Source organism: Massilia sp. 01N417 (assembly GCF_056399645.1).
On the sequence record NZ_JBFTRS010000005.1, the window covers coordinates 54,594 to 77,513 of the forward strand.

General features: G+C 66.7%; 19 protein-coding genes. 13 read left to right on the forward strand and 6 right to left on the reverse strand.

Annotated elements, in window-relative coordinates:
• Positions 1–2: 2 nt before the first annotated feature.
• Positions 3–971, reverse strand: a complete 969-nt coding sequence (senB, locus tag AC1DOQ_RS07140) for a selenoneine biosynthesis selenosugar synthase SenB (RefSeq protein WP_477361629.1) — start codon at positions 969–971, stop codon at positions 3–5.
• A gap of 41 nt (positions 972–1,012) precedes the next feature.
• Here senB and senA point away from each other — a divergent pair, with 41 nt between their 5' ends.
• Positions 1,013–2,218: a selenoneine synthase SenA gene (senA, locus tag AC1DOQ_RS07145; protein ID WP_477361631.1), complete on the forward strand. Its 1,206-nt coding sequence runs from the start codon at positions 1,013–1,015 to the stop codon at positions 2,216–2,218.
• A gap of 82 nt (positions 2,219–2,300) precedes the next feature.
• On the opposite strand, the gene AC1DOQ_RS07150 is transcribed toward senA, so the two are convergent.
• A complete protein-coding gene (locus tag AC1DOQ_RS07150) occupies positions 2,301–3,848 on the reverse strand; it encodes a DEAD/DEAH box helicase (protein ID WP_477361633.1) in 1,548 nt (515 codons plus the stop codon).
• Between the two features lie 408 nt (positions 3,849–4,256).
• Complete coding sequence (locus tag AC1DOQ_RS07155; protein WP_477361635.1) at positions 4,257–5,627, reverse strand: transglycosylase SLT domain-containing protein; 1,371 nt, start codon at positions 5,625–5,627, stop codon at positions 4,257–4,259.
• 437 nt (positions 5,628–6,064) lie between these two features.
• Here AC1DOQ_RS07155 and AC1DOQ_RS07160 point away from each other — a divergent pair, with 437 nt between their 5' ends.
• Together AC1DOQ_RS07160 and AC1DOQ_RS07165 are read left to right on the forward strand one after the other, a co-directional pair.
• Positions 6,065–6,634: a DUF1415 domain-containing protein gene (locus tag AC1DOQ_RS07160; protein ID WP_477361637.1), complete on the forward strand. Its 570-nt coding sequence runs from the start codon at positions 6,065–6,067 to the stop codon at positions 6,632–6,634.
• Positions 6,615–6,830, forward strand: coding sequence for a DUF1289 domain-containing protein (locus tag AC1DOQ_RS07165; RefSeq protein WP_477361639.1), 216 nt, complete (start codon positions 6,615–6,617; stop codon positions 6,828–6,830). The genes AC1DOQ_RS07160 and AC1DOQ_RS07165 overlap by 20 nt, the downstream gene beginning before the upstream one ends.
• A 134-nt stretch (positions 6,831–6,964) precedes the next feature.
• Here the strand turns inward: AC1DOQ_RS07165 and AC1DOQ_RS07170 are convergent, their stop codons facing one another.
• Positions 6,965–7,474: a DUF1993 domain-containing protein gene (locus tag AC1DOQ_RS07170; protein ID WP_477361641.1), complete on the reverse strand. Its 510-nt coding sequence runs from the start codon at positions 7,472–7,474 to the stop codon at positions 6,965–6,967.
• Positions 7,475–7,696: 222 nt separating this feature from the next.
• Between AC1DOQ_RS07170 and AC1DOQ_RS07175 the strand changes: the two genes are divergently transcribed.
• Both AC1DOQ_RS07175 and AC1DOQ_RS07180 read left to right on the forward strand, forming a co-directional pair.
• Entirely contained in the window at positions 7,697–10,882 is a 3,186-nt protein-coding gene (locus tag AC1DOQ_RS07175) for a bifunctional diguanylate cyclase/phosphodiesterase (protein ID WP_477361643.1), read from the forward strand.
• Entirely contained in the window at positions 10,845–13,154 is a 2,310-nt protein-coding gene (locus tag AC1DOQ_RS07180) for a xanthine dehydrogenase family protein molybdopterin-binding subunit (protein WP_477361645.1), read from the forward strand. Before AC1DOQ_RS07175 ends, AC1DOQ_RS07180 begins: the two co-directional genes overlap by 38 nt.
• A gap of 86 nt (positions 13,155–13,240) precedes the next feature.
• Here AC1DOQ_RS07180 and AC1DOQ_RS07185 read toward each other — a convergent pair whose 3' ends face one another.
• Positions 13,241–13,666, reverse strand: coding sequence for a thioredoxin family protein (locus AC1DOQ_RS07185; RefSeq protein WP_477361647.1), 426 nt, complete (start codon positions 13,664–13,666; stop codon positions 13,241–13,243).
• A gap of 52 nt (positions 13,667–13,718) precedes the next feature.
• Between AC1DOQ_RS07185 and tsaB the strand changes: the two genes are divergently transcribed.
• The 4 genes from tsaB to AC1DOQ_RS07205 are packed head-to-tail and all read left to right on the forward strand — an operon-like array spanning position 13,719 to position 16,837.
• Positions 13,719–14,441, forward strand: coding sequence for a tRNA (adenosine(37)-N6)-threonylcarbamoyltransferase complex dimerization subunit type 1 TsaB (tsaB, locus tag AC1DOQ_RS07190; protein WP_477361650.1), 723 nt, complete (start codon positions 13,719–13,721; stop codon positions 14,439–14,441).
• Positions 14,441–14,911 carry a ribosomal protein S18-alanine N-acetyltransferase gene (rimI, locus tag AC1DOQ_RS07195; protein ID WP_477361652.1) on the forward strand — a complete coding sequence of 157 codons (471 nt, stop codon included), beginning with the start codon at positions 14,441–14,443 and terminating at the stop codon, positions 14,909–14,911. Before tsaB ends, rimI begins: the two co-directional genes overlap by 1 nt.
• On the forward strand, positions 14,908–15,891 hold the full coding sequence (locus AC1DOQ_RS07200) for a uracil-DNA glycosylase (RefSeq protein WP_477361654.1): 984 nt from the start codon (positions 14,908–14,910) through the stop codon (positions 15,889–15,891). The genes rimI and AC1DOQ_RS07200 overlap by 4 nt, the downstream gene beginning before the upstream one ends.
• Positions 15,875–16,837, forward strand: coding sequence for a DUF1853 family protein (locus AC1DOQ_RS07205; RefSeq protein WP_477361656.1), 963 nt, complete (start codon positions 15,875–15,877; stop codon positions 16,835–16,837). The genes AC1DOQ_RS07200 and AC1DOQ_RS07205 overlap by 17 nt, the downstream gene beginning before the upstream one ends.
• Positions 16,838–17,069: 232 nt before the next feature.
• On the opposite strand, the gene lplT is transcribed toward AC1DOQ_RS07205, so the two are convergent.
• Positions 17,070–18,332, reverse strand: a complete 1,263-nt coding sequence (gene lplT / locus AC1DOQ_RS07210; protein WP_477361658.1) for a lysophospholipid transporter LplT — start codon at positions 18,330–18,332, stop codon at positions 17,070–17,072.
• A gap of 151 nt (positions 18,333–18,483) precedes the next feature.
• Here lplT and alr point away from each other — a divergent pair, with 151 nt between their 5' ends.
• The 4 genes from alr to pstS all read left to right on the forward strand — a co-directional run bounded on the left by alr (position 18,484) and on the right by pstS (position 22,874).
• Entirely contained in the window at positions 18,484–19,587 is a 1,104-nt protein-coding gene (alr, locus tag AC1DOQ_RS07215; protein ID WP_477361660.1) for an alanine racemase, read from the forward strand.
• Between the two features lie 18 nt (positions 19,588–19,605).
• Positions 19,606–20,985 (forward strand): DNA repair protein RadA, encoded by a 1,380-nt coding sequence (gene radA / locus AC1DOQ_RS07220; RefSeq protein WP_477361662.1) that lies wholly within the window; start codon positions 19,606–19,608, stop codon positions 20,983–20,985.
• Positions 20,986–21,034: 49 nt separating this feature from the next.
• Positions 21,035–21,352 (forward strand): PilZ domain-containing protein, encoded by a 318-nt coding sequence (locus AC1DOQ_RS07225; protein WP_477361664.1) that lies wholly within the window; start codon positions 21,035–21,037, stop codon positions 21,350–21,352.
• A 478-nt stretch (positions 21,353–21,830) separates the two neighbouring features.
• A complete protein-coding gene (pstS, locus tag AC1DOQ_RS07230; RefSeq protein WP_477361666.1) occupies positions 21,831–22,874 on the forward strand; it encodes a phosphate ABC transporter substrate-binding protein PstS in 1,044 nt (347 codons plus the stop codon).
• The last annotated feature ends 46 nt before the right edge of the window (positions 22,875–22,920 follow it).

Below are 22,920 nucleotides of genomic sequence, written 5' to 3' on the forward strand. Positions count from 1 at the left end.
CGTCAAGGATTGCGTAAAAGGAGATTATCCACCAGGTCGAGCAGCGCCGCTCGTTCCCTGGCCGGGGCAAACAGCCGGCGCCGCGCCGCGCACTGGCGCAGCAGTCTCGCATGGAAGCGCTGGTCGAGGCTGACGCGGTCGATCAGGCCGGCCAGCGCGGCGGCGTCCCCGAGCGGGAACAAGCCGGCGTAGTCTTCGCCCAGCATGCCGCGGTTGCCCGGGATATTGGAGGCCAGCACCGGCACGCCGCTGGTCACCGCTTCGATGATCACGTTGGCGCCGCCCTCCATGCGCGAGCAGATCGCCATCGCGCGGCAGCGTCGCAGTACGCGCCGCGCCGGCATGTGGGGCAGGGCGCCCAGCCAGCGGTAGCGCGGCGTGTCCGCCTGCGCCGCGAGGGCGGCGTCGGCAAGCTGCGGATCGAGGGCGCCGCCCACGTGCAGCAGGCGCACGCCGGGGCTGCGCACCAGTGCGGCCGCGCGCATGAAGGTGAGCGGGTCTTTTTCTTCGCGCAGGTGGCCGATCATGGCGATGTCGGCGGTGCCCCTGTGCAAGCGTGCCGGGTGCAGCGCCGGCGCCGACTGATAGATCACATGGGCCTTGGCGCGGGAGGAAGCGTCCAGTTCGTCGAGGCCGCGCGGCTGCAGCACCACCAGGGCGTCGGCGCGCGCGAGCGAGGCGCGCGCGGCGGCGTCCTGGTGGATGTCGCGATAGAGGTCGGTGCCGGTCAGGACCAGCAGGCTTGGGCGGTCCGGATGCGCCTCGGCGAACGCGGCCAGGGCGCCGGCGGAGCGGCGTGCATGCAGTGCCACCAACAGGTCGGGGGCCCGCTGGCCGCTGTCCCAGCCGCGCGCCACCGTCACCTTGCCGCGAGCGCCGAGGAAGCGCATCCAGCGGCTGGCGGTCTGCCAGTTGCCGTTGTTCTCGCGGGCGGAGGCGGGGCTGACGATCAGGAGGTGGGGACGCGCCATCGGCTCAGGATAAATTCTGCAAAACGATCGTAGAATGCCGCATGGACCAACACGACCCATCGTTCCGGCACGCCGGACCCGACCGCCTGGCCAGCATGCTGCGGGATGCCCGGCATTATACGCTCGCGCTGTTCGATACCCTGGCGGACGCCGGCTATGCCGACAGCGCCCGCGTGCCGCGCCTCGGCATCATCAATCCACCCCTGTGGGAACTGGGCCATACGGCCTGGTTTGCCGAATGGTTCGTGCTGCGCCGCGCCGCCAGCAGCCGCCCAGGGGATGCCGACGGCCACAGCCTGCTGGCGCGCGGCGACGACTGGTTCGATTCCAGCCTGGTGGCCCACCGCACGCGCTGGGCGCTCGACCTGCCGGGCACGGGCGCGATCCAGACCTATTGCGCCGAAGTGCTGGAGCGGATCCTGGAAGGCCTGGCCGGCGAGCCGGTCGACGATGCCGCGCTCTATCCCTATCGCCTGGCGCTGGCGCACGAGGACATGCACGGCGAAGCCCTGCTGTACACGATGCAGACCCTCGGCCTGGGCCTGCGCAGCGAGATGAGCGGGACCATGCCGGCGCCGCCGCCGGCCGGCGAGATCGGCTTCGGGGGCGGCATTTTTCTGCGTGGCGGCGACCAGTCGCGCGGCTTCGTGTTCGACAACGAGAGGGCGGCCGCGCGATGCCGCGTGGCTCCGTTCGCGATCGACGCCGCACCGGTGACGAACGCCCGCTACCTGGTTTTCGTCGAGGATGGCGGCTACCGGGACGGGCGGCACTGGAGCGAGGCGGGCCGCGCGTGGCTGGCGGAGTCGGCGCGTTCGGCGCCGCGCTACTGGCGGCGCGAGAGTGGCGGTGACGGCGGCTGGCAGCAGCTGCGCTTCGGCCGTCGCGTGGCGCTCGCCCCGGAGGCCGCGGTGCGCCACCTGAACCTGTACGAAGCCCAGGCCTTTTGCCGCTGGAGCGGGCGGCGCCTGCCGACCGAGGACGAATGGGAGTTCGCGGCGCTGTCGGGCCATCCGCAGTTCGCCTGGGGCAGCGTGTGGGAATGGACGGCGTCTCCCTTCCTGCCTTTTCCGGGCTTTACGCCGGACCGCTACCTCGACTATTCGGCACCCTGGTTCGGCAGCCGACAGGTGCTGCGCGGCGCATCCTTCGCTACGCCGGCGCGGCTGCGCAGTCCGCATTTCCGCAATTTCTATACCCCTGAGCGCGACGATATCTTCGCAGGCTTCCGTACCTGCGCGCTGTAGCCAGGGACGAAAAAAAAGCTGCCGAAGCAGCTTTTCCCGAAGGGCTGCCGAAGCAGCCCTCTTGTGCACGTCCTACAAACGATCAGCGATCGCCGAAGGTGCGGCGGGCGTTGTCCGCCGAACGCGGGTGCGAGGAGCGGAAGCCGCCTTCGCGCGGGGCGCTTTCGCGGCGCGGGCCGCCTTCACGGTTGTAGGCGCCGGCCGGGCGGCTTTCGCGGTTGTAGCCGCCTTCGCGGCGCTGGCCTTCGCCCTCGGCGCGGAAGCCGCCGCCTTCGCTGCGGAAGCCGCCGCCTTCGCTGCGGAAGCCGCCTTCACGCGGACCGGAGCCCGGCTTGTGGAAGCTGCGCTGGCCTGGTTTGCCCGAACTGTTGCGGCCGTCGCCCGGTTTCCAGCCCGGACGGTTGCCCGAACGTGCCGGTGCCGAACGCTTCGGCTCGAAGCCTTCGACCACGTCGACCGGGATGGTCTGCTTGGTGAAGCGTTCGATGCGCTTGACGTTGACGCCTTCCGCGTGGTTCACCAGCGAGACCGCGATACCGTTGCGGCCGGCACGGCCGGTACGGCCGATGCGGTGCACGTAGTCTTCCGGGAACTTCGGCAGGTCGTAGTTCACCACGTGGGTGATCGTCGGCACGTCGATGCCGCGGGCGGCGACGTCGGTGGCGACCAGCACCTTCACCTGGCCGCGGCGCATGCCGTCCAGGGTGCGGTTGCGCGCGCCCTGGTGCATGTCGCCGTGCAGGGCGGCGGCCGCGAAACCGGCGATGTTCAGGCGGTCGGCGATCATGTCGGCGTCACGCTTGGTGGCGGTGAACACCACGGCCTGGTCGAGCGTTTCGTCGCGCAGCAGGTGGTCGAGCAGGCGGTTCTTGTGCGACAGGTCGTCGACGAAGTGCACCTTCTGCACGATGTTCTCGTGGCGCTTGGTGCCGCTGGCGATCTGGATCACCATCGGGTCCTTGGTGATGCGGCGGGCCATGTTGCCGACCACGCCATCCAGGGTGGCCGAGAACAGCATGGTCTGGCGCGATTCCGGGGTCGCGGCGACGATCTTCTCGATGTCTTCGATGAAGCCCATGTCGAGCATGCGGTCGGCTTCGTCCAGCACCAGGATCTCGAGCTGGGAGAAGTCGATCTTGCCGGACTCCATGTGGTCGATCAGGCGGCCCGGGGTCGCGACCAGGATTTCAGGATTCTTCGACAGCAGCTGCATCTGTTTCGGGTAGGGCATGCCGCCCAGGATCGAAACGGCGCGGATGCGGCGCATGAAGGCCGTGTACTGCTCGGTGGCGCTGGTGACCTGCAGGGCCAGTTCGCGGGTCGGGGTCAGGACCAGCATCTTCGGCTGGGCCGGCTTGAAACGGACGCGCTCGCCACGTGCCTTGGCCGCTTGCGCTTCCTGGGCCGGGGTACGGCCGATCGGGGCCGCTTCCTGGTTGGCGAATTTGTTCAGGGCCGGCAGCATGAATGCCGCGGTCTTGCCCGAACCGGTCTGCGACGAGACCAGCAGGTCGCGGCCGGCGATGCCGGCGGGCACAGCCTGCTCCTGCACCGGGGTCGGCTTTTCATAGCCGGCAACCGACACTGCTTTGACGATGGACGTGTGTAAGCCTAGTGCTTCAAAACTCATGTGTTCTTTACTCTCGGTATAAATCGGTGAGCGCTACGCTATTCAACAGCGGAACGCGAAATAGCAACGCGAGCCAACAATACGAAATGACTCAGAAACGAAAGAAATTTCGGCACAAAAGCTTTGCGCCGGAGCGGTGCCTTTTTAACAAACGGCACACAGGGCGGGGGGGCTTTATGGAAAGGTATCTTTCTACGATACCTGGGCTTGCGAAGCTTGCTAGTTGTCTTACTACGGTATTACCGGTGCATCGCCGCGGCGGAATGTACGCGAACGCGTTTTGCAACGCACAAACGACACTATACCGTATTTTCACAAAGAGTGCACGGCCTGCGCGTATCGTGCAGGCCGGCTTGCGGAGAGGTTCATGCCGCAGTGCAGCGGTGCGCTGGAAGGCGGCGTGGGGGCTTAGCGGTGCTTGCGGCCGTGCGAGTTGACCGCCGGCTTGTTGCCGCGCGAGACGCGGGCCTTGATCTCGGCCACGGCATTCGCCGCGCTGGCCTTGATGCGCTGGGCGCCGCTGAGCTTCTGGCCCTTGCGCTTGCTGTCGCCGCGGTCGGCCTCGAGGGCGATCTGGGCGTTGTCGATGATGTTCTCGGCGATGTCCGACCCGGTCGAGGCGCTGGTCTTCGGCACCAGGATGGTCGAACCGGCCTTCAGGCGCATCTGCGGCGGGATGTTGTTGGCCTGGCGGATGACTTCCGGCGTGGTGCCGAACTTCGAGGCCAGCGAGGCGATCGTTTCGCGGGCGCCGGTGATCTTGTGGGTAGTCCAGGACGACAGCGCGTGGCCCCACTGGGCCAGGTTCAGGTGGAACTTCTCGGCGTTTTCCTTCGGCAGCAGGATCTTGGTCGATTCGCCGGTGATGACCGGTTTCTTGAACTGCGGATTCAGGGCCTTGAACTCGTCGATCGACATCTCGGCCAGCTGGGCGGCCACGGCCAGGTCGATGTCCGAGGTCTTGTCGACGGTGGTGAAATAGGGCTGGTTGTCGATCACCGGCAGGCTCACGCCGTACTGGCCCGGATTCGCGATGATGTTCTTGACCGCCTGCAGTTTCGGCACGTAGTTGCGGGTCTCGGCCGGCATCAGCTCGGCCAGGCTCTCGAAGTCGGTCGGCTTGCCGGCCGCGCGGTTCTTCTGGATCGCCTTCTGAACATTGCCTTCGCCCCAGTTATACGCAGCCAGGGCCAGTTGCCAGTCGCCGAACATGGTGTACAGGCGCTGCAGGTAGGTGAGGGCGGCGTCGGTCGAGGCCAGCACGCCGCGGCGCTCGTCCTTGAACATGTTCTGCTTGAGGTTGAAATCCTTGCCCGTGCCCGGCACGAACTGCCACAGGCCGGACGCGTCGGCGGTCGACAGGGCTTGCGGATTGAAGGCGGATTCGATCACCGGCAGCAGCGCCAGTTCGGTCGGCATGCCGCGCTTTTCCAGCTCCTGCACCACGTGGTAGAGGTAGAGCGAGGCGCGGCCCGAGGTGCGTGCCAGGTAGTCCGGGCGGCTGGCGTACCACTGGACGTGCTTGGCGACCAGGGCGTTGTCGACGTCCGGAATCGCGTAGCCGCTGCGGATGCGCGCCCAGAGGTCGGGGTCTTTATAGTCGTCGGCCTTGACGGCCGTCAGGGAGGCGGGCAGGGCCGTCCTGGCAATCGCGGCGCTGCTGATGCCGGAGGGGCTTTGCGTGATCGTGCTCGGGGCACTGTCGGCGGCTTGGCTGATCGCGGGAGCCAGCAGGATCGCGAAGGCCAGGGCTTGGGTGGTGCGAGTCGTTTCGTACATAGCTTTCCAGTGTTGCGTCCAGGAACGGTTAGGACTGACGAGTAAACGGGGAGTGTACGGACCAGTCCGCGCGGCAGTCAAGAATTAAGTCTTCTCGGTTACAAAATTTTTTGGCTATTAAATTTGATAACAAGTACTTGTATTCTTGCAATTTGCTTGGGAGTATGTGCCTATTTGGAAGTGTTTTCGCAGGAAATTTTCCGGCAATAAAGTAATACCCCGGGGTGTATCCTGGAAATATCCAGGCAAATAATTTTCCTGTCGAGAGTTTCTATGATCATATGAACAAGGAAAAAATCGGTGCCGGAGGCTAATACCAGAGCCGTTTGCCGTGCCTGCCAAGGTACCCCGGCTTGCCAGTCCATCTATGAGGGCACGCAAAGTGCGCGTACAATGCGGTCTCTGCGCGCCGCGCTTTTTGCAATTTGAGAAAGATCATGAGTACTGCCAACCTCAACGCGGACGATGACGAGATCATCGCCGCCACCCGCCGCTGGCTGGAACGCGCCGTCATCGGCCTGAACCTGTGTCCCTTCGCCAAGGCGGTGTACGTGAAGGAGCAGGTGCGCTACGTGGTGTCGCCGGCGCGCACGCCCGAAGAGCTGCTCGAAACCCTGATGAACGAGCTGCAGGAACTGTCCGATACCGATCCGGAAAAGATCGACACGACCCTGCTGATCCACCCCTTCGTGCTGGACGACTTCCTGGACTTCAACGAATTCCTGGACGTGGCCGATGCCGCGGTCGAGGACATGCACCTGGATGGCGAGCTGCAGGTCGCGAGCTTCCACCCGGACTACCAGTTCGCGGACACCGACCAGAACGACATCTCGAACTACACCAACCGCGCGCCTTACCCGATCCTGCAGCTGCTGCGCGAGGAAAGCATCGACCGCGCGGTGGAAGCCTTCCCGGAGGCCGAAGCGATCTTCGAGAAGAATATCGAGACCATGGAAGCGCTGGGCCATGAGGGCTGGGACAAGCTCGATGTCGGCCCGGCCCGCTGATCCGATGGGCGCCGCACTGCCGGAACGTCCGGACACACCGTGCGTGGCGGTCTGCTCGACCACTTTCGACGAAATCTGCCGCGGTTGCGGCCGTACCGTGGTCGAGGTGGCGCACTGGGTGTCGATGACGGCGGAGCAGAAGGAAATCGTGTGGCAGCGGATCCTGTCGCAGGGTTATCCGCGCAGGAATACCTGAGCAATATAGTACAAAGCACGCACTCGTAAACGTCGTCCCCGCGAAGGCGGGGACCCAAGGTTTCTTGCGTCCCTGCTCAAACAGAACTTGGGTCCCCGCCTGCGCGGGGACGACGGGCTAAAGCCAACTCGGCTTCAAAAGCTCCCAATAAAATCCCGCTTCCCGATCTCCAGCCCGTTATGGCGCAGGATGTCGTACGCGGTCGTCGCGTGGAAGTAGAAGTTCGGCAGGGCGTAGTGCACCAGGTAGGGCTGGCCGCTGCTGAACTGGCGCTGGTTGGTGCCCGTGCCCACCGTGATCTCGCGGCCTTCGCCGGCATCGATTGCTTCGCGCGGCACGCTGTCGATGAAGGCCAGGGTCTTCTCGATGCGCTCGCGCAGGCCGGCGAAGTCGGTTTCGACGTCCTCGTAGCGCGGCACCTCGACGCCGCCCAGGCGTGCCACCGTGCCCTTGGCGAAATCGGCCGCCACCTGCACCTGGCGCAGCAGCGGGAACATGTCCGGGAACAGGCGCGCCTGCAGCAGGGCCTGCGGCTCGATCTTCTTCAGGTCGGCATGGGATTCGGCCTTGTCCAGGATCGCCGACAGGCTGCCCAGCACCTGCCGGAACACCGGCACCGATGCGGAATACATCGACAAGCTCATCGTTCATCTCCTTCTATATATAGTGTGGTGACGCATCATAGCAATACCGAAACGTGGCTGCACGGTCACGCTTCGCGTCCATACATCTTGCGGCCGTGACAATTTGCTGACTTGTGGCAACTTTGTGTGCATAATCTGCCAACACTAAACAAGCAAATCCACACTTATCCGCCGGCGCCTCCGGGCGCTGCCGTCCTGTCTGCCATGTTTGCTTCCAGGTTCATGTCCAGAGTCGCCAAGCGCGTGCTGCCCCTGCGGCCGCTGCAGCTGTATGGGCGTTCGCTGTACGGCGCGCTGCTGCTGATGGTGCTCGGCGGGCTGGTGGTGCCGGCCCTGGTGGGCAGCTATTTCCTGGTCGTGGTGCAGGAGCGCCAGGCCGCGCGCACCCTGCTGGACGAGACCCTGCAGCGCAATGCCGACATCCTCGCCCTCGGCATGCAGGAATCGCTGTGGAACATGAACGCCGACGCCGCCGGTTCGCTGGTCGAATCGGTAATGCGCGATCCGGCCGTGCTGCACGTGCAGGTGCGGGCCCAGGCCGACGAGGATTTCATCGACCAGCGCGCCGCCGCCGCGGCCGAGGGCCATGTGTTCCGCACCGAGCGGACCGTGATCGTGCACGGCCAGCCGATCGGCCATGTGCTGGTCGAGATGGACGACAGCCGCAGCCAGCACGAGCTGCGCCTCAAGCAGTGGCGCTATGCCGGCGTGCTGGCGGTGCAGCTGGCCCTTTCGCTGCTGCTGATCGTCATGCTGCTCAAGCGCCGCCTGCTGGCGCCGCTGCGCAGCCTGACCGGTTTTTCCGACCGCCTCGCGCGCGGCGACTTCGACACCCCGCTGGTGCCGGCCTCGCGCGACGAGCTGGGACGCCTGGGTGCGCAGATGGACACCATGCGGCTCGCGATCCGCGAACTGTTCGCCGACATCGGCCGCCGCGAGGAGCGCTTCCGCACCATCGTGACCCAGGTGCCGGGCGCCGTGTTCCGCGCCCGTCCGGGCGGCAGCATCGATTTCGTCAGCGACGCCATCAAGGATATCTCCGGTTATCCGGCGCGCCTGTTCATGAGCGCCAACACCGACCGCTGGTCCGACATCGTCGCGCCCGAAGACCGGCGCATGCGGCGCCGCCTGGCCAAGGAAGCGGTGCTGGCCGCGCTGCCCTACGAGATCGAATACCGGATCGTCGATGCCCACGGCGTCGAGCGCTGGGTACTGGAGAGCGGCCAGCCGGTGGGCCAGAACGGCGACGCCGCCTTCTGGATCGACGGCATCATCTCCGACATCAGCGAGCGCAAACACAACGAGATGCGCATCGAAGCCCTGCTGGCGGAGCAGGAAGCGGTGCTCGACAACGTGGTGTTCGGCATCGTCCAGGAGCGCGACCTGCGCATCGTCTCGACCAACCGCCGCTTCGACGAGCTGTTCGGCTACGAGGAGGGGGAGCTGGTCGGCGAATCGATCGCGGTGCTGTTCCAGGATATCGAGGCCTACGAGCGCGGCATCGCCGCCAGCGAGACCGTCCTCGCCAGCGGCAAGGAGTTCAGCACCGAGCACCTGTACCGCCGCCGCGACGGCAGCCTGTTCATGTGCCAGGTCAGCGGCCGCGCGGTCGATCCCGAGCGTCCGCAGGGCGACAGCATCTGGGTCTATGCCGACGTCACCGAGCGCCGCCAGGCCGAGGAAAAGCTGCGCCTGGCCGCCACCGTGCTCGAGCACATCGCCGACGGTGTGATGGTGATCGACATGCACGGGCGGATCGTGGCCGTCAACCCGGCCTATACCCAGATCACCGGCTACACCGAAAGCGAGGCGCTGGGCAGGGAATCGGGCCTGATCCGCGCCAGCCTGGCCAGCAGCGCGGGCCATGCGCCGGAATTCTACGATGCCCTGTGGCGCGACCTCGCCGAGACCGGCTTCTGGCGCGGCGAGATCTGGAGCACCCGCAAGAACGGCGAAGTCTATCTCGAGTGGCTGACGGTGTCGGCGGTGCGCGACGACTGCGATACGGTGAGCCATTACGTCTGCGTGTTCAGCGACATCACCAAGCTGAAGGAATCGCAGGAAAAGCTCGACCACCTGGCCCACCACGATCCGCTCACCGGCCTGCCGAACCGCCTGCTGTTCCACGACCGCCTGCAGCACGCGATGGCGCGCGCGGCGCGCGGGGACGAGCAGCTGGCCGTGATCTTCATCGACCTGGACCGCTTCAAGAACGTCAACGACACCCTCGGCCACCACATCGGCGACGAGCTGCTCAAGCAGGTCGCGGCGACCCTGTCCGGCTGCCTGCGCGACGGCGACACCCTGGCGCGCCTGGGCGGCGACGAATTCATCGTGCTGCTCGAGGATGTCGACGGCGAGCGCGGCGCGCGCATGGTGGCGGAAAAGCTGATGCGCCTGTTCGAGCAGCCGGTGCTGGTGTCGGATTACGAGCTGTTCGTCACCGGCAGCGTCGGCATCAGCCTGTTCCCCCAGGATGCCGGCGACCTGAATGTCCTGATCCGCAACGCCGACGTCGCCATGTACCAGGCCAAGGCGCGCGGCCGCAACGGCTATGCCTTCTATGCGCCGTCGATGGATGGCGAGGGCGTCGAGCGCCTGCGCCTGGAAGCCCTGCTGCGCCGCGCGATCGAGAAGAACGAGATCTGGCTGGCCTACCAGCCCCAGGTCGAGATCGACAGCGGGCGCCTGATCGGGGTCGAGGCCCTGGTGCGCTGGAGCAGCCCGGAGCTGGGCCAGCTGGGGCCGGACCGCTTCATCCCGCTGGCCGAGGACATCGGCTTCATCAACCAGCTCGGCGGCTGGGTGCTGGAACAGGCCTGCCGCCAGATGCGGCGCTGGGACCAGGCCGGCCTGGTGGTGCCGAAGATCGCGGTCAACCTGTCGGCGCGCCAGTTCGACCGCGGCGGCCTGGCCGCCAGTGTCGAGCGGGTCCTGCGCGAGACCGGCCTGCCTGCGCAGCGCCTGCAGCTGGAGGTGACCGAATCGGTGATCATGAACACCGGCGACGCGATGCAGTATATTAATGAGCTGCATGCGATCGGCGTCGAGCTGGCGATCGACGATTTCGGCACCGGCTACTCGTCGCTGGCCTACCTGAAGCAGCTGCCGGTGCAGACCCTGAAGATCGACCGCAGCTTCATCCGGGACATCTCGACCGATTCCACTAACAAGGAAAATGAGGAGGCGATCGCGATCGCCATCATCCAGCTCGGCAAGAGCATGAACCTGGCGGTGATCGCCGAGGGCGTCGAAACCGTCGAGCAGGCCGCCTTCCTGCTGCGGCACGGCTGCCGGCGCGCGCAAGGATACCTGTATGCCCGGCCCTTGCCGCCGGAGCAGCTGCTGGCACAATGGGGACAGAACACGAATGCGAGACTCGAATACGCAGGAGCAGGACCGGACTGAAACAGGCGGGCCTGCGCGCGGCAGGCGCCGTTTCCTGCTGGGCGGACTGGCGGCCGGCGGCGCGCTGCTGGTCGGCTGGGGCTTCACGCCGCCGCGCCAGCGCCTGCGCACGGCCGGCCCGCTGGCGGTGGAGGCGGGCGCGGTGGCCCTCAACGGCTGGGTCGCGATCGCGGCCGACGGCACCGTCTCGGTGGTCGTCCCGCGCAGCGAGATGGGACAGGGCGTGAACACCGCGCTGCCGATGCTGCTGGCCGAGGAGCTCGATGCGCCGCTGTCCAGGGTGCGGATCTCGCAGGCGCCGATCGACAAGATCTTCGGCAACCTCACCGTCCTGCGCGAGAACCTGCCTTTCCACCCCGACGACCGCGGCAGCATCAGGCAGGGCGTGCAGTGGGTGATGGGGAAGGTCGGCCGCGAGCTGGGCCTGATGTTCACCGGCGGCTCGACCAGCGTGAAGGATGCCTGGATGCCGATGCGCGAGGCCGGTGCCGTGGCGCGCGCGATGCTGCTGCGGGCGGCGGCCGAGCAATGGAAGCTCGATGCGGCGCGCCTGTCGACCCGCGACGGCTACGTCCTGCACCCGGACGGCCGGCGCCTAGGCTACGGCGAACTGGCGGCGCGCGCAGCGGTGGTCGGCGCCGGCATCGAAGCGGGCGACGTGCGCCTGAGGACCCCTGCGGAGTTCCGCCTGATCGGCCAGCCCGTGCCGCGCCGCGACAGCCCGGCCAAGGTGAACGGAAGCGCGCTGTTCGGCATCGACGCCCGCGTGCCCGGCATGCTGTACGCGGCCGTGCGCATGGCGCCGGTGGTCGGCGCCGGCGTCGCTTCCTTCGATGCCGCCAAGGCGATGGCGATGCCGGGCGTGGTGAGCGTGGTCGACGTCTCGTCCGCGCTGCCGGCGTTCTCCGGCGCCGGCGCCGGCGTGGCGGTGGTGGCGAAGACCTGGTGGCAGGCCAGGCAGGCTGCGGCAAGCCTGCCGGTGGAATGGAGCGCCAGCCCGCACGCGGGCCTGTCCAGCGAGGCGATCTTCGCGGATTTCGCGAAGCTGCTCGACAGCGAAGCCGGCTTCACCTATTTCGAGAGCGGCAGCCAGGAGGTGCAGGGATCGGCGAAGACGATCGAGGCCGAATACCGTGCGCCCTTCCTGGCCCACGCCACCATGGAGCCGATCAACTGCACGGCCCAGCTCAAGGACGGCAAGCTCAAACTGTGGAGCTCGACCCAGGTGCCGAGCGTGGCGGTCGAGGTCGCGGCCAGGGTGGCCGGCGTCGACCGCGCCGACGTCTCGCTCGACCTGATGCTGCTGGGCGGCGGCTTCGGGCGGCGCCTGGAAACCGACATGGTGGCGCAGGCGGCGGCGATCGCCAAAGTAACGAAAGGCCAGCCGGTGCAGCTGATCTGGACCCGCGAGGACGACATCACCCACGACGTCTACCGGCCGCAGGCGCTGGCGCGCTTCTCGGCCAGGCTGGATGCGGAGGGCAAGGTGCTGGCCTGGGATAACAAGTCGGTCAGCGGCGCGATCGGCCACCAGTACTTCCCGCGCAACCTGGGTTTGCCGGGCATCGGCCCGGACAAGACCACGGCCGAGGGTGAGTACGACATGCAGTACGCGATCCCGAACCGCCGCATCGCCCACGTGATCGCCGACAGCGCGGTGCCGATCGGCTACTGGCGCTCGGTCGGCCACTCCCACAATGCCTTCTTCAAGGAGGGCTTCCTGGACGAAGTCGCGCATGCGGCCGGCAAGGATCCCGTGCAGCTGCGGCGGGAACTGCTGCGCGGGCATCCGCGCCACCTGGCGGTGCTGGAGGCGGCGCTGGCGAAGGCCGGCACCGCGCCGGAAGGGCGCGCGCACGGCGTGGCGGTGCACCAGTCCTTCGGCAGCATCGTGGCCCAGGTGGCCGAGGTGTCGGTGCTGGACAAGCGGATCCGCGTGCACCGCGTGGTGTGCGCGGTCGATTGCGGCATCGTGGTGAATCCGAACATCCTGGCCCAGCAGGTCGAGTCGGCGGTGGTGTTCGGCCTGTCGGCGGCGCTCGGCGGCGAGATCACGCTGAAGGACGGCCGCGTCCAGCAGGGCAATTTCGGCGATTATCCGGTGCTGAGGATGATGGATGCGCCGCTGGTCGAGACCGTGATCGTGCCGAGCGCGGAGCCGCCCGAGGGGATGGGCGAGCCGGCCACGCCGCCGGTGGCGCCGGCGGTGGCGGCTGCGGTGTTCAAATTGACGGGGCAGCGTTTGCGGAGTCTGCCCTTGCGTTTGGCGTGACGGATCGGCGGACGAACGTGGGCACGGGGAGCCCACCCTGCATGTGCGACGACCGTAGGGTGGGCTCCCCGAGCCCACGATGTGATTTATTCAGCGTTGTTCAATAAGACGCGCAAATTGGCATCCCGCTGCCACACGCGCCGCTCCTCGCTCGAGCTTGCCAGGCGCGCCAGCTCCTCGTCGGGCAGTTCGGCCTGGGACTGCACCAGGCGGTCGGCCACGTTCGCATCCGGCAGCATGGTGCCGAAGAAGGCGACCATGCCGCGGCGTTGCAGCAACAGGGTAGGGAAGTTCTCGACGTCGAGGTCGCCGACCACGTCGGCCTGGTCTTCGATGTCGATCCAGACGAAGGTCTTGTCCGGGTGGCGCGCGGCCAGGCCATCGAAGGCGGCGCGGTAGGACGAGCAGGTGCCGCACCAGGCGGCGCACAGGCAGGCGACGACCCAGCCTTCGCCGTCGAGGGCGGCGGCGAGCTGGTCGCGATTGTCGGGCTCGAGAGTCAGGCTATGCATGGGCCGGATTTTACGGCTTTTGGCCGACAGGCGCCACGGGTTAAAATACGGCATGCCTATCATCCTTGCCATCGAAACCTCGTCCGAACTGGCTTCCTGCGCGCTGTTCAATAGCGACGCGCTGCCGCACACCGTCCTCGCCCGCGAATCCTCCGGGGTCCGCACCCACTCGCAATCCGTGCTGCCGATGGTGCAGGAACTGCTGCGCGAAGCCGGCGTGGCGCTGGCGGACTGCGACGCCGTCGCTTTCGGCGCCGGCCCCGGCTCCTTCACCGGCGTGCGTACCGCCTGCGGCGTCGCCCAGGGCCTGGCTTTCGGCGCCGGCCTGCCGGTGCTGCCGCTGGTGACCCTGGAAGCGATGGCCGAAGCCTGCCGCGCCCGCACCGGCGCCACCGAGGTGCTGGCGGTGCTGGATGCGCGCATGGGCGAAGTCTACTGGGCCCAGTACCGTTATCGGGATGGCGGCTGGAGCGAAGTGTCGGCGCCGGCCCTGTGCGCGCCCCAGGACGTCGCGCCGCTGCCGGCCGCCGGCCTGGCCGCCTGCGGCAACGGCTTCGCGGCCTATCCGGACGCTTTCGCCGGTAAGGACTTCGCCGCGAACGCCATCGGCGACATGCTGCCGCATGCGCGCGAGATGGCCGTGCTGGGCGTGGGCGCGCTGGCCGCCGGCCTGGCGGTGCCGGCCGACCAGGCCCAGCCCCTCTACCTGCGCAACAAGGTCGCCTATACCAGCGCCGAGCGCCAGGCGATCAACGCGGCCAAGGCGGGCGGCTGATGGATCTTCGCGCGCAGCAGACCCTGGCATTGCGGCCGATGACGGCGGCGGACATCGACGAGGTCCTCGCCCTCGAACAGAGCGTGTTCCCGCATCCCTGGAGCCGCGCCAACTTCGCCGATTCGCTGGCCAGCGGCTACGATGCCTGGGTGCTGCACGAACCGGACGACGGTCCGCTGGCCGGCTACTTCCTGCTGATGTATGCGGTGGACGAAGCCCACCTGCTGGACGTCGCCGTGTGCGGCGCGCGCCATGGCACCGGCCTGGGCCGCCATCTGCTGGACCGGATCGCGGCGCGTTCGCGGGAGATGGGCATGGCCTCGATCCTGCTCGAGGTGAGGCCGTCGAACGAACGCGCGCTGCAGGTCTACGAACGCTACGGCTACACGCAGATCGGGCGCCGCAAGGGGTATTATCCCGCCCATGAGGGACGCCGCGAGGATGCGATCGTGATGAGGTATGTACTATGAACGGATTCGCCGAGCGCGACGCCGTCTTCCTGGCGGAGATGGGAATCACGCCGCTGTGGCATCTGCGGGATGCGCCGGCGGCGCCGGTTGAGGAGGCGGCTGCCTTGGAGCCGGCCGCGGAGGCGGTGGTGGCGGAAGCTGTGCCGGTGGTGGCGGTTGCGCCGCCTGCGCCGCCTGCGCCGCCGGATGCGGCCGAGGATGCGTTTGCCGCGCCTGCTCCTGCTCCTGCGCCAGTGGCGGCGCCAGCGCCTGCACCGTCGGCGCGGCCGGCGGAGCGGGGCCCGCGTCCGCTGCAGCCGGTCGCGCAGTCGGTGTCGGCGCTGGCGCCGGTCGCGCCCGAAGACCTGGCCTGGGACGATGCCGCGCTGCCGCTTGACGCCACACCCGAAGAAATCGCGCAGATGGACTGGGACCAGCTGCAGCTGGCGATCGCCGCCTGCCGCCGCTGCAGCGCCTGCCGCGACGGCCGTGCGCCGGTGCCGGGCACGGGATCGAAGAAGGCGCGCTGGCTGGTGGCGGCCGGGGCGACCACGGCGGCCGACGAAAAGGCCCGCCTGCCGCTGGCCGGCGATCCGGGCAAGCTGCTCGACAATATGCTGGCCGCGGTCGAGCTGACGCGCGAGCGCGATGTCTACATCACCAACCTGATCAAGTGCCGCCCGACCACCTCCGCCGGCGGCGATCGCGCGCCGACGTCCGAGGAGGCGGCGGCCTGCCGTCCCTACCTGGAACGCGAGTTGGCCTTGAGCGGCGCCGGCACTGTGCTGACCCTGGGCCAGATCGCCGCCAATACCCTGCTCGGGCGTCCGCTGGCGGAGCCGCTGGCCGGCGTGCGCGGCAAGCCCTACCCGCTGCGGGATGGCGAGGCGACCCTGGTCGCGACCCTGCATCCGGGCGAGCTGCTGCGGCGCGGCGGCGACAAGGCGCTGGCCTGGGCCGACCTGTGCACGGCAAGGGCAACCCGTGCGCGGCGCGGCTGACAACTACCAGGCGTATTTCGAGCGCCGCTGGGGCCATCTGCGGCGCGCCAGGGTAAGGGCCCTGGCCTGGCTGCTGGACGCGCCCGACCTGCTCGACATCCACGACCCGCACTGGGGAGGCCGGATCGCCACCCTGGGCCCGATGACGCTGGACACCGAGCGCTGGCTGGCCGCCCTGGACCAGGATCCGTCCGCGCTCGACGAAGCGCTCGGCGCCAAGATGACCACCCGGCTCGGCCTGTACGCCGAAAAGCTGATGGCCTTCTATTTCGCGCAGCAGGGCAGGCTGGTGGCCCATGGCGTGCAGGTGCGCGCCGGGCGCGACGCCACCATCGGCGAATTCGACTTCCTGCTCGATGCCGGCCCGGATGGCGTCGAGCACATCGAGTTCGCCACCAAGTTCTATCTGCTGCAGGGCGAGACGCACGAGGGCCTCGCGGCCAGCTTCGACGACTTCGTCGGCCCCAACCTGGCCGACAGCCTGGGCCGCAAGATGCGCAAGGTCTTCGATCGCCAGCTGCAGCTTGGAAGCCATCCGGCCGCCCAGGAAGTGCTGCCGCGCCCTGTGACCAGCGCCAAGGCGCTGGTGAAAGGCTGGCTGTTCTATCCGGCCGGGACCTATTTCGCCATGGACGGCATCAGCGCCGGCCACTGCCGCGGCTTCTGGTGCGCGCTGTCCGAGCTCGAGCGGATGGACGCCGACCGCTTCCTGATCCTGCCGCGCCTGCAATGGCTGCCGCCGTTCCGCGCCTCGTCCGCCACCTGGATGCTGGACCGCGCCCAGCTGGTCGCCGAACTCGCCGACCACTTCGCCAGCTCGGGCACGCCGGTGCTGGTGGCGCTGGTCCGCGACGACCGCACCAATGGCCAGGGCGCCATCATCGAAACCGGGCGCGGCTTCATCGTCCCCGACGACTGGCGCGAACGCGCCATCACCCGTCCCTAAATTCGGGGTCAGAGCGATTTTTGTAAATTCGGGGTCAGAGCGATTTTTGGGAACATGGCTGCGCGGAACGCGCACGCAAGGGGTGTGGGGTGAGGATGAAATATTCTTTCATTTTTAAAAAAAAATTGAAAGAATATTTCATATGGCGGGGCAGCGTCACTCTTTGGAGCAATTGTCCAAAAAAGTGCTCTGACCCCGAATTAAAGCGGAAAAGTGCTCTGACCCCGAATTTTTAGTGCTTGTGCTCGCCGATCAGCGCCAGCGAGTCATGCTCGCGCTGGTTGGCGGCGTGGCGGCGGCCGATGATGTACATCAGGCCGGCGAGCATGCAGCCGAACAGGACGATGATGATGTTCAGGTCCAGGTTCAGCGTCAGCATGATCGCGTACACCGCCAGCATGGTCAGGATCGACAGGTTCTCGTTGAAGTTCTGTACCGCGATCGAGTGGCCGGCGCTCATCAGCACGTGGCCGCGGTGCTGCAGCAGGGCGTTCATCGGCACCACGAAGAAGCCGGACAGCAGGCCGATGATCATCAGCAGGGGCACGGCGACCGTCACCGAATGCACCAGGGTCATGCTGGTGACGACCAGGCCCATGACGACGCCCAGCGGAATCACGGTCAGCGATTTCTTCAGCGGGATGATCTTGGCCGCGGCCGCGGCACCGGCGGCGACGCCCAGTGCGAAGGTGCCGATCAGGAAGGTCGACTTATCCAGCGGCATTTTCAGCGAGCGTTCGGCCCACTTGATGACGATCAGCTGCAGCGTCGCGCCGGCGCCCCAGAACAGCGTGGTCACCGCCAGCGAGATCTGGCCCAGCTTGTCCTTCCACAGCGTGGCCGAGCAGTTGGCGAAGTCCGCAATCAGCCTGGTCGGGTTGCGCTCCTGGTGATCGTAGCGCGCGCCGGTGTCCGGAACGCCGAGGTTGAAAATGGCCGCCAGGATGTACACGCCGATCAGCACGGCCAGCGAGGCCTGGCTCGGCGTCGTGACGATGCTCTGGACGACCGGCAGGTGCAGGCCCACGAGCCAGGCGCCGCCCATCGGGCTGACGAGGGCGCCGCCGAACGCGGTGCCGAGGATGATCGACAGCACCGTCAAGCCTTCGATCCAGCCGTTCGCGACGACGAGTCTTTCCGGCGGCAGCAGTTCGGTCAGGATGCCGTATTTGGCAGGCGAGTACACGGCCGCGCCGAAGCCGACCACGGCATAAGCGAGCAGCGGATGAATGCCGGTGAACACGAGGGCACAGCCGAAAATCTTGATGAGATTGGCGATGAACATCACCCGGCCCTTGAGCATCGAATCGGCAAATGCACCGACGAAAGGAGCCAGCAGGACGTAGAACAGCACGAATGAGAGTTTGAGCAGCGGAATCAGCGACGGCGGTGCGTGCATCGCTGCAAGCAGATCGATGGCGACGAACAACAGCGCACTATCTGCGAGCGACGAAAAAAACTGCGCCGCCATGATGGTATAAAAACCACGATTCATTCGAGACGTTCTAAAAACTAGTGTGGGTTGCTTTATACCATGAAAGACCGCCGGGCCAAAGAAATCGACAACAGGCCATTTCAACAGCAGGGGTGCCGGTTGGCGCTAAAATAGCCCTTCCGTTCGCCGGTTTCGACCCCATTTCCGCCCTATGCCACGTCCGATTCACGCCCTCATTCATCTCGATTCCATGCAGCACAACCTGGCCCGCGCCCGCGCCTGCGCACCGACCGCCAGGGTCTGGGCGGTGGTCAAGGCAAATGCCTACGGTCACGGCCTGGAGCGCGGCATGCGCGGTTTCGCCCAGGCCGACGGCCTGGCCCTGATCGAGACCGAGAATGCCCTGCGCCTGCGCGAAATGGGCTGGGTCAAGCCGATCCTGCTGCTGGAGGGGATTTTTGACGCCTCCGACGTGCCGCTGCTGGCCGAGCACAATATCAATAGCGCGGTGCACTGCCTGGAACAGATCCAGATGCTGGAATATACCCAGCTCTACCGCCCAATCGACGTCCACCTCAAGATGAACACGGGGATGAACCGGCTCGGCTTCCGCCCGGACGAGTACGCGGCCGCCTATAAACGCCTGCGGGCGATTCCCGGCATCCGCAACATTACCCTGATGACCCATTTCGCCAACGCCGACGAGCTGGAACACCCGCGCCTGTCGATGACCGAGCAGGTGCGCCGCTTCCGCGAAGGGGCGGCCGGCCTGGAAGGGCAGCGCAGCCTGTCGAATTCCGGCGGCGTGCTGCACCAGGCGGAACTGGCCAAGGAATTGCACAACGACTGGGTCCGTCCCGGCGTGATGCTGTACGGCGGCACCCCGGGCGGCGCTTCGGCGCGCGACTACGGCCTGCTGCCGACCATGACCCTGAAATCGGAGCTGATCGCGATCCAGCGGATCGAGGCCGGCGACACGGTCGGCTACGGCAGCCGCTTCGTGGCGGAAGCGCCGATGACGATCGGGGTGGTCGCCTGCGGCTACGCGGACGGCTATCCGCGCCACGCCGAGCACGGCACCCCGGTGCTGGTGGGCGGCGTCCGCACCCGTCTCGTGGGCCGGGTGTCGATGGACATGATGACGGTCGACCTGACCCCGGTCGCCAACGCGCGGGTCGGCAGCAGGGTCGTCCTGTGGGGCGACGGCCTGCCCATCGACGAAGTCGCGGCCAGCGCCGGGACGATCGGCTATGAATTGATGTGCGCCCTGGCGCCGCGCGTACGCGTGGCCGAAGGCCGCCTCGGCACCGATTAACCATATATAGAACAAGCAATGGCAAAATCCCGTACCAGTTTCGTCTGCAGCGATTGCGGCTCCGTGGCGAGCCGCTGGACCGGCCAGTGCACGGACTGCAAGGCCTGGAATACCATGACCGAGCAGGTCGAGACCGCCGGCCTGAACCGGATGTCGCAGACGCCCCAGATGCACAAGAGCCTGGCGCAGACCGCGCCGGTGCTGTCGCTCAAGGACATCGAGGCGATCGACGTGCCGCGCTTCGGCACCGGCATCGAGGAATTCGACCGCGTGCTGGGCGGCGGCCTGGTGGCCGGCGGCGTGGTGCTGATCGGCGGCGATCCCGGCATCGGCAAGTCGACCCTGCTGCTGCAGGCCTTGTCCAACCTGGCCGCGAGCCGCAACACCCTGTATGTATCGGGCGAGGAATCCGGCGCCCAGATCGCCCTGCGCGCCAAGCGCCTGCAGGTCGAGGCCAAGGACCTGAAGCTGCAGGCCGAGATCCAGCTCGAGAAGATCCTCGGCACCCTGGCCGACGTCAAGCCGGAAGTGGCCGTGATCGACTCGATCCAGACCTTGTACTCGGACGCGCTGACCTCGGCGCCGGGTTCGGTCTCCCAGGTGCGCGAATGCGCGGCCCAGCTGACCCGGGTGGCCAAGCAGACCGGCATCACCATCATCCTGGTCGGCCACGTCACGAAAGAGGGCGCGCTGGCCGGCCCGCGCGTGCTCGAGCACATCGTCGACACCGTGCTGTACTTCGAGGGCGACACGCAAAGCAGCTTCCGCCTGGTGCGGGCGATCAAGAACCGCTTCGGCGCCGTCAACGAGCTGGGCGTGTTCGCGATGACGGAAAAGGGCCTGAAGGGCGTGTCGAATCCCTCGGCGCTGTTCCTGTCCCAGCACGACAGCCAGGTGCCGGGATCCTGCGTGATGGTGACCCAGGAAGGCACGCGGCCGCTGCTGGTCGAGATCCAGGCCCTGGTGGACGCCAGCCACCTGCCGAATGCGCGCCGGCTGTCGGTTGGCCTCGAACAGAACCGCCTGGCGATGCTGCTGGCGGTGCTGCACCGGCATGCCGGCATCGCCGCCTTCGACCAGGACGTGTTCATCAACGCGGTCGGCGGCGTGAAGATCGCCGAACCGGCGGCCGACCTCGCGGTGCTGCTTGCCATTAATTCATCGATGCGTAACAAACCGCTGCCGCGCGGCCTGGTGGTGTTCGGCGAAGTCGGCCTGGCGGGCGAAATCCGTCCGGCCCCGCGCGGCCAGGAACGCCTGCGCGAAGCCGCCAAGCTGGGCTTCTCGATTGCCGTGATCCCGAAATCGAACGTGCCGAAGCAGAAGATCGAAGGCATGACCATCGTCGCGGTCGAACGCATCGACGAGGCCTTCAGCAAGCTCCGCGAACTGGACTGAACCTTTATAATGCCTGGCTTGTTTGATATGCGCAGTCAAGGTAAAGGTAATGAAAGATCAAAGGCAGTCGGGACGCAAGATCGTGAAGGTGAAGGCGGTCGTCGCGATGGAGGGCATGGGGCCGATCCCGGGACGGACCTCGGACGTCGGCGCCAACGGCGTCAGCATCGCGGTGGACCATCCGCTGCAGGTCGGGCAGGCGGGGCAGGTCAGCTTCGACCTGCTGGTCGACGGCAAGCTGGCGCCGATCGCGGCGCGCGCCAAAGTCATCTATTGCATCTTCAGCGGCGGCGATTTCAAGGTCGGGTTCCAGTTCCTGAACCTGGATCTGAACGCCATGACCCAGCTCTCGCGCTTCCTGCGCTGAGGCTTCCTCCAGCAAGAATAAAAGCGGCGAGCGCCCATCGGGCCTCGCCGCTTTGTTTTTCAGGCTATCTAGCCTTCGCTGCTATTCGTGATAGCGGTCCGTCAACTTCCCTGAACATCCCTGGCCTTCGCAGATGGCTTCGTAGAGCACCAGTCCGGCGATCCCTGCCAATACTGCTCCGACTGCAATCAACGCCAACATGGACATAAACGCCGTTTGGCGAGTCCTCCCCGATGATTCCGCACGCTCGGCTGGCGTGGCGTACACACGCTGACCAAACCCTCCATGCAATACCTACACCTTCACGGTAGCAGAGAATAGGGCATTTTCAAGGGGCGATTTCCGGTGTTCCGCATAGTGAGGTCCGCCTTGTATGACATCCGTGACGGCCATGTCATAAAGCCGTCATATTCGCCGAATACACTGCGCAGCATTAGCACGGCGTCACCACCCTTAACCAAGTAACCAAGGACTTGATATGCGCATGAAGCAAATGCTGGCAACCCTGATCATCGGCACCTCGGCCGCCTTCGCGAGCACCGCGACCCTGGCAGCGGACATCACCGGTGCGGGCGCTACCTTCCCGTACCCGATCTACGCCAAGTGGGCGGAGATGTACAAGAAGGCCTCCGGCAACGGCCTCAACTACCAATCCGTCGGCTCGGGCGCCGGCATCAAGCAGATCAAGGCCAAGACCGTCGATTTCGGCGCATCCGACATGCCGCTGGCAGCCGACGAGCTGAACCAGGCCGGCCTGTTCCAGTTCCCGGCCATCATGGGCGGCGTGGTGACCGTGGTGAACCTGGACGGCATCGCCCCGGGCCAGCTGAAGCTGACCGGCCCGGTCGTCGCCGACATCTTCCTCGGCAAGATCACCAAGTGGAACGACCAGGCCATCGCCGCCCTGAACCCGGGCGTCAAGCTGCCGGCCGAAGACATCACCGTCGTGCACCGCGCCGACAGCTCGGGCACCTCCTTCCTGTTCACCGACTACCTGTCGAAGACCAACCCGGAATTCAAGGCCAAGATCGGCGCCGGCACCGCGGTGAAGTGGGCCACCGGCGTGGGCGGCAAGGGCAATGACGGCGTCGCCGCCAACGTCCAGCGCATCAAGGGCTCGATCGGCTACGTCGAGTGGGCCTACTCGAAGAAGAACAAGATGAGCCATACCCAGCTGAAGAACCGCGACGGCGTGTTCCTGCAGCCGGACGACGACGCCTTCAAGGCCGCCGCCGCCAACGCCGAATGGGCCAAGACCCCGGGCTTCTCTGTGGTCCTGACCGACCAGCCGGGCAAGGCAGCCTGGCCGATCACCGGCGTGTCCTACATCCTGGTGCACAAGACCCAGGAAGATGCCGCCAAGGGCAAGGAAGTGCTGAAGTTCTTCGACTACGCCTTCAAGCACGGCGGCGCCGCAGCGGCCGACCTGGACTACGTGCCGATGCCGGACAGCGTGAACAAGCTGGTGCAGGACGCCTGGAAAGCCAATCTGAAGGATGCTTCGGGCAAGGCGATCTGGTAAGGATTGACCACGTCGTTCCCGCTTTCGCGGGGGCGACGTGCAAACG

Coding starts and splice junctions, on each gene's coding strand:
- AC1DOQ_RS07225 (WP_477361664.1), top strand. CDS start 21,035: ATGAAAGATCAAAGGCAGTCGGGACGCAAGATCGTGAAGGTGAAGGCG.
- AC1DOQ_RS07180 (WP_477361645.1), top strand. CDS start 10,845: ATGCGAGACTCGAATACGCAGGAGCAGGACCGGACTGAAACAGGCGGG.
- AC1DOQ_RS07155 (WP_477361635.1), bottom strand. CDS start 5,627: ATGTACGAAACGACTCGCACCACCCAAGCCCTGGCCTTCGCGATCCTG.
- lplT (WP_477361658.1), bottom strand. CDS start 18,332: ATGAATCGTGGTTTTTATACCATCATGGCGGCGCAGTTTTTTTCGTCG.
- AC1DOQ_RS07185 (WP_477361647.1), bottom strand. CDS start 13,666: ATGCATAGCCTGACTCTCGAGCCCGACAATCGCGACCAGCTCGCCGCC.
- radA (WP_477361662.1), top strand. CDS start 19,606: ATGGCAAAATCCCGTACCAGTTTCGTCTGCAGCGATTGCGGCTCCGTG.
- AC1DOQ_RS07175 (WP_477361643.1), top strand. CDS start 7,697: ATGTCCAGAGTCGCCAAGCGCGTGCTGCCCCTGCGGCCGCTGCAGCTG.
- AC1DOQ_RS07165 (WP_477361639.1), top strand. CDS start 6,615: ATGTCGGCCCGGCCCGCTGATCCGATGGGCGCCGCACTGCCGGAACGT.
- pstS (WP_477361666.1), top strand. CDS start 21,831: ATGCGCATGAAGCAAATGCTGGCAACCCTGATCATCGGCACCTCGGCC.
- AC1DOQ_RS07170 (WP_477361641.1), bottom strand. CDS start 7,474: ATGAGCTTGTCGATGTATTCCGCATCGGTGCCGGTGTTCCGGCAGGTG.
- senB (WP_477361629.1), bottom strand. CDS start 971: ATGGCGCGTCCCCACCTCCTGATCGTCAGCCCCGCCTCCGCCCGCGAG.
- AC1DOQ_RS07200 (WP_477361654.1), top strand. CDS start 14,908: ATGAACGGATTCGCCGAGCGCGACGCCGTCTTCCTGGCGGAGATGGGA.
- AC1DOQ_RS07160 (WP_477361637.1), top strand. CDS start 6,065: ATGAGTACTGCCAACCTCAACGCGGACGATGACGAGATCATCGCCGCC.
- rimI (WP_477361652.1), top strand. CDS start 14,441: ATGGATCTTCGCGCGCAGCAGACCCTGGCATTGCGGCCGATGACGGCG.
- AC1DOQ_RS07150 (WP_477361633.1), bottom strand. CDS start 3,848: ATGAGTTTTGAAGCACTAGGCTTACACACGTCCATCGTCAAAGCAGTG.
- alr (WP_477361660.1), top strand. CDS start 18,484: ATGCCACGTCCGATTCACGCCCTCATTCATCTCGATTCCATGCAGCAC.
- senA (WP_477361631.1), top strand. CDS start 1,013: ATGGACCAACACGACCCATCGTTCCGGCACGCCGGACCCGACCGCCTG.
- tsaB (WP_477361650.1), top strand. CDS start 13,719: ATGCCTATCATCCTTGCCATCGAAACCTCGTCCGAACTGGCTTCCTGC.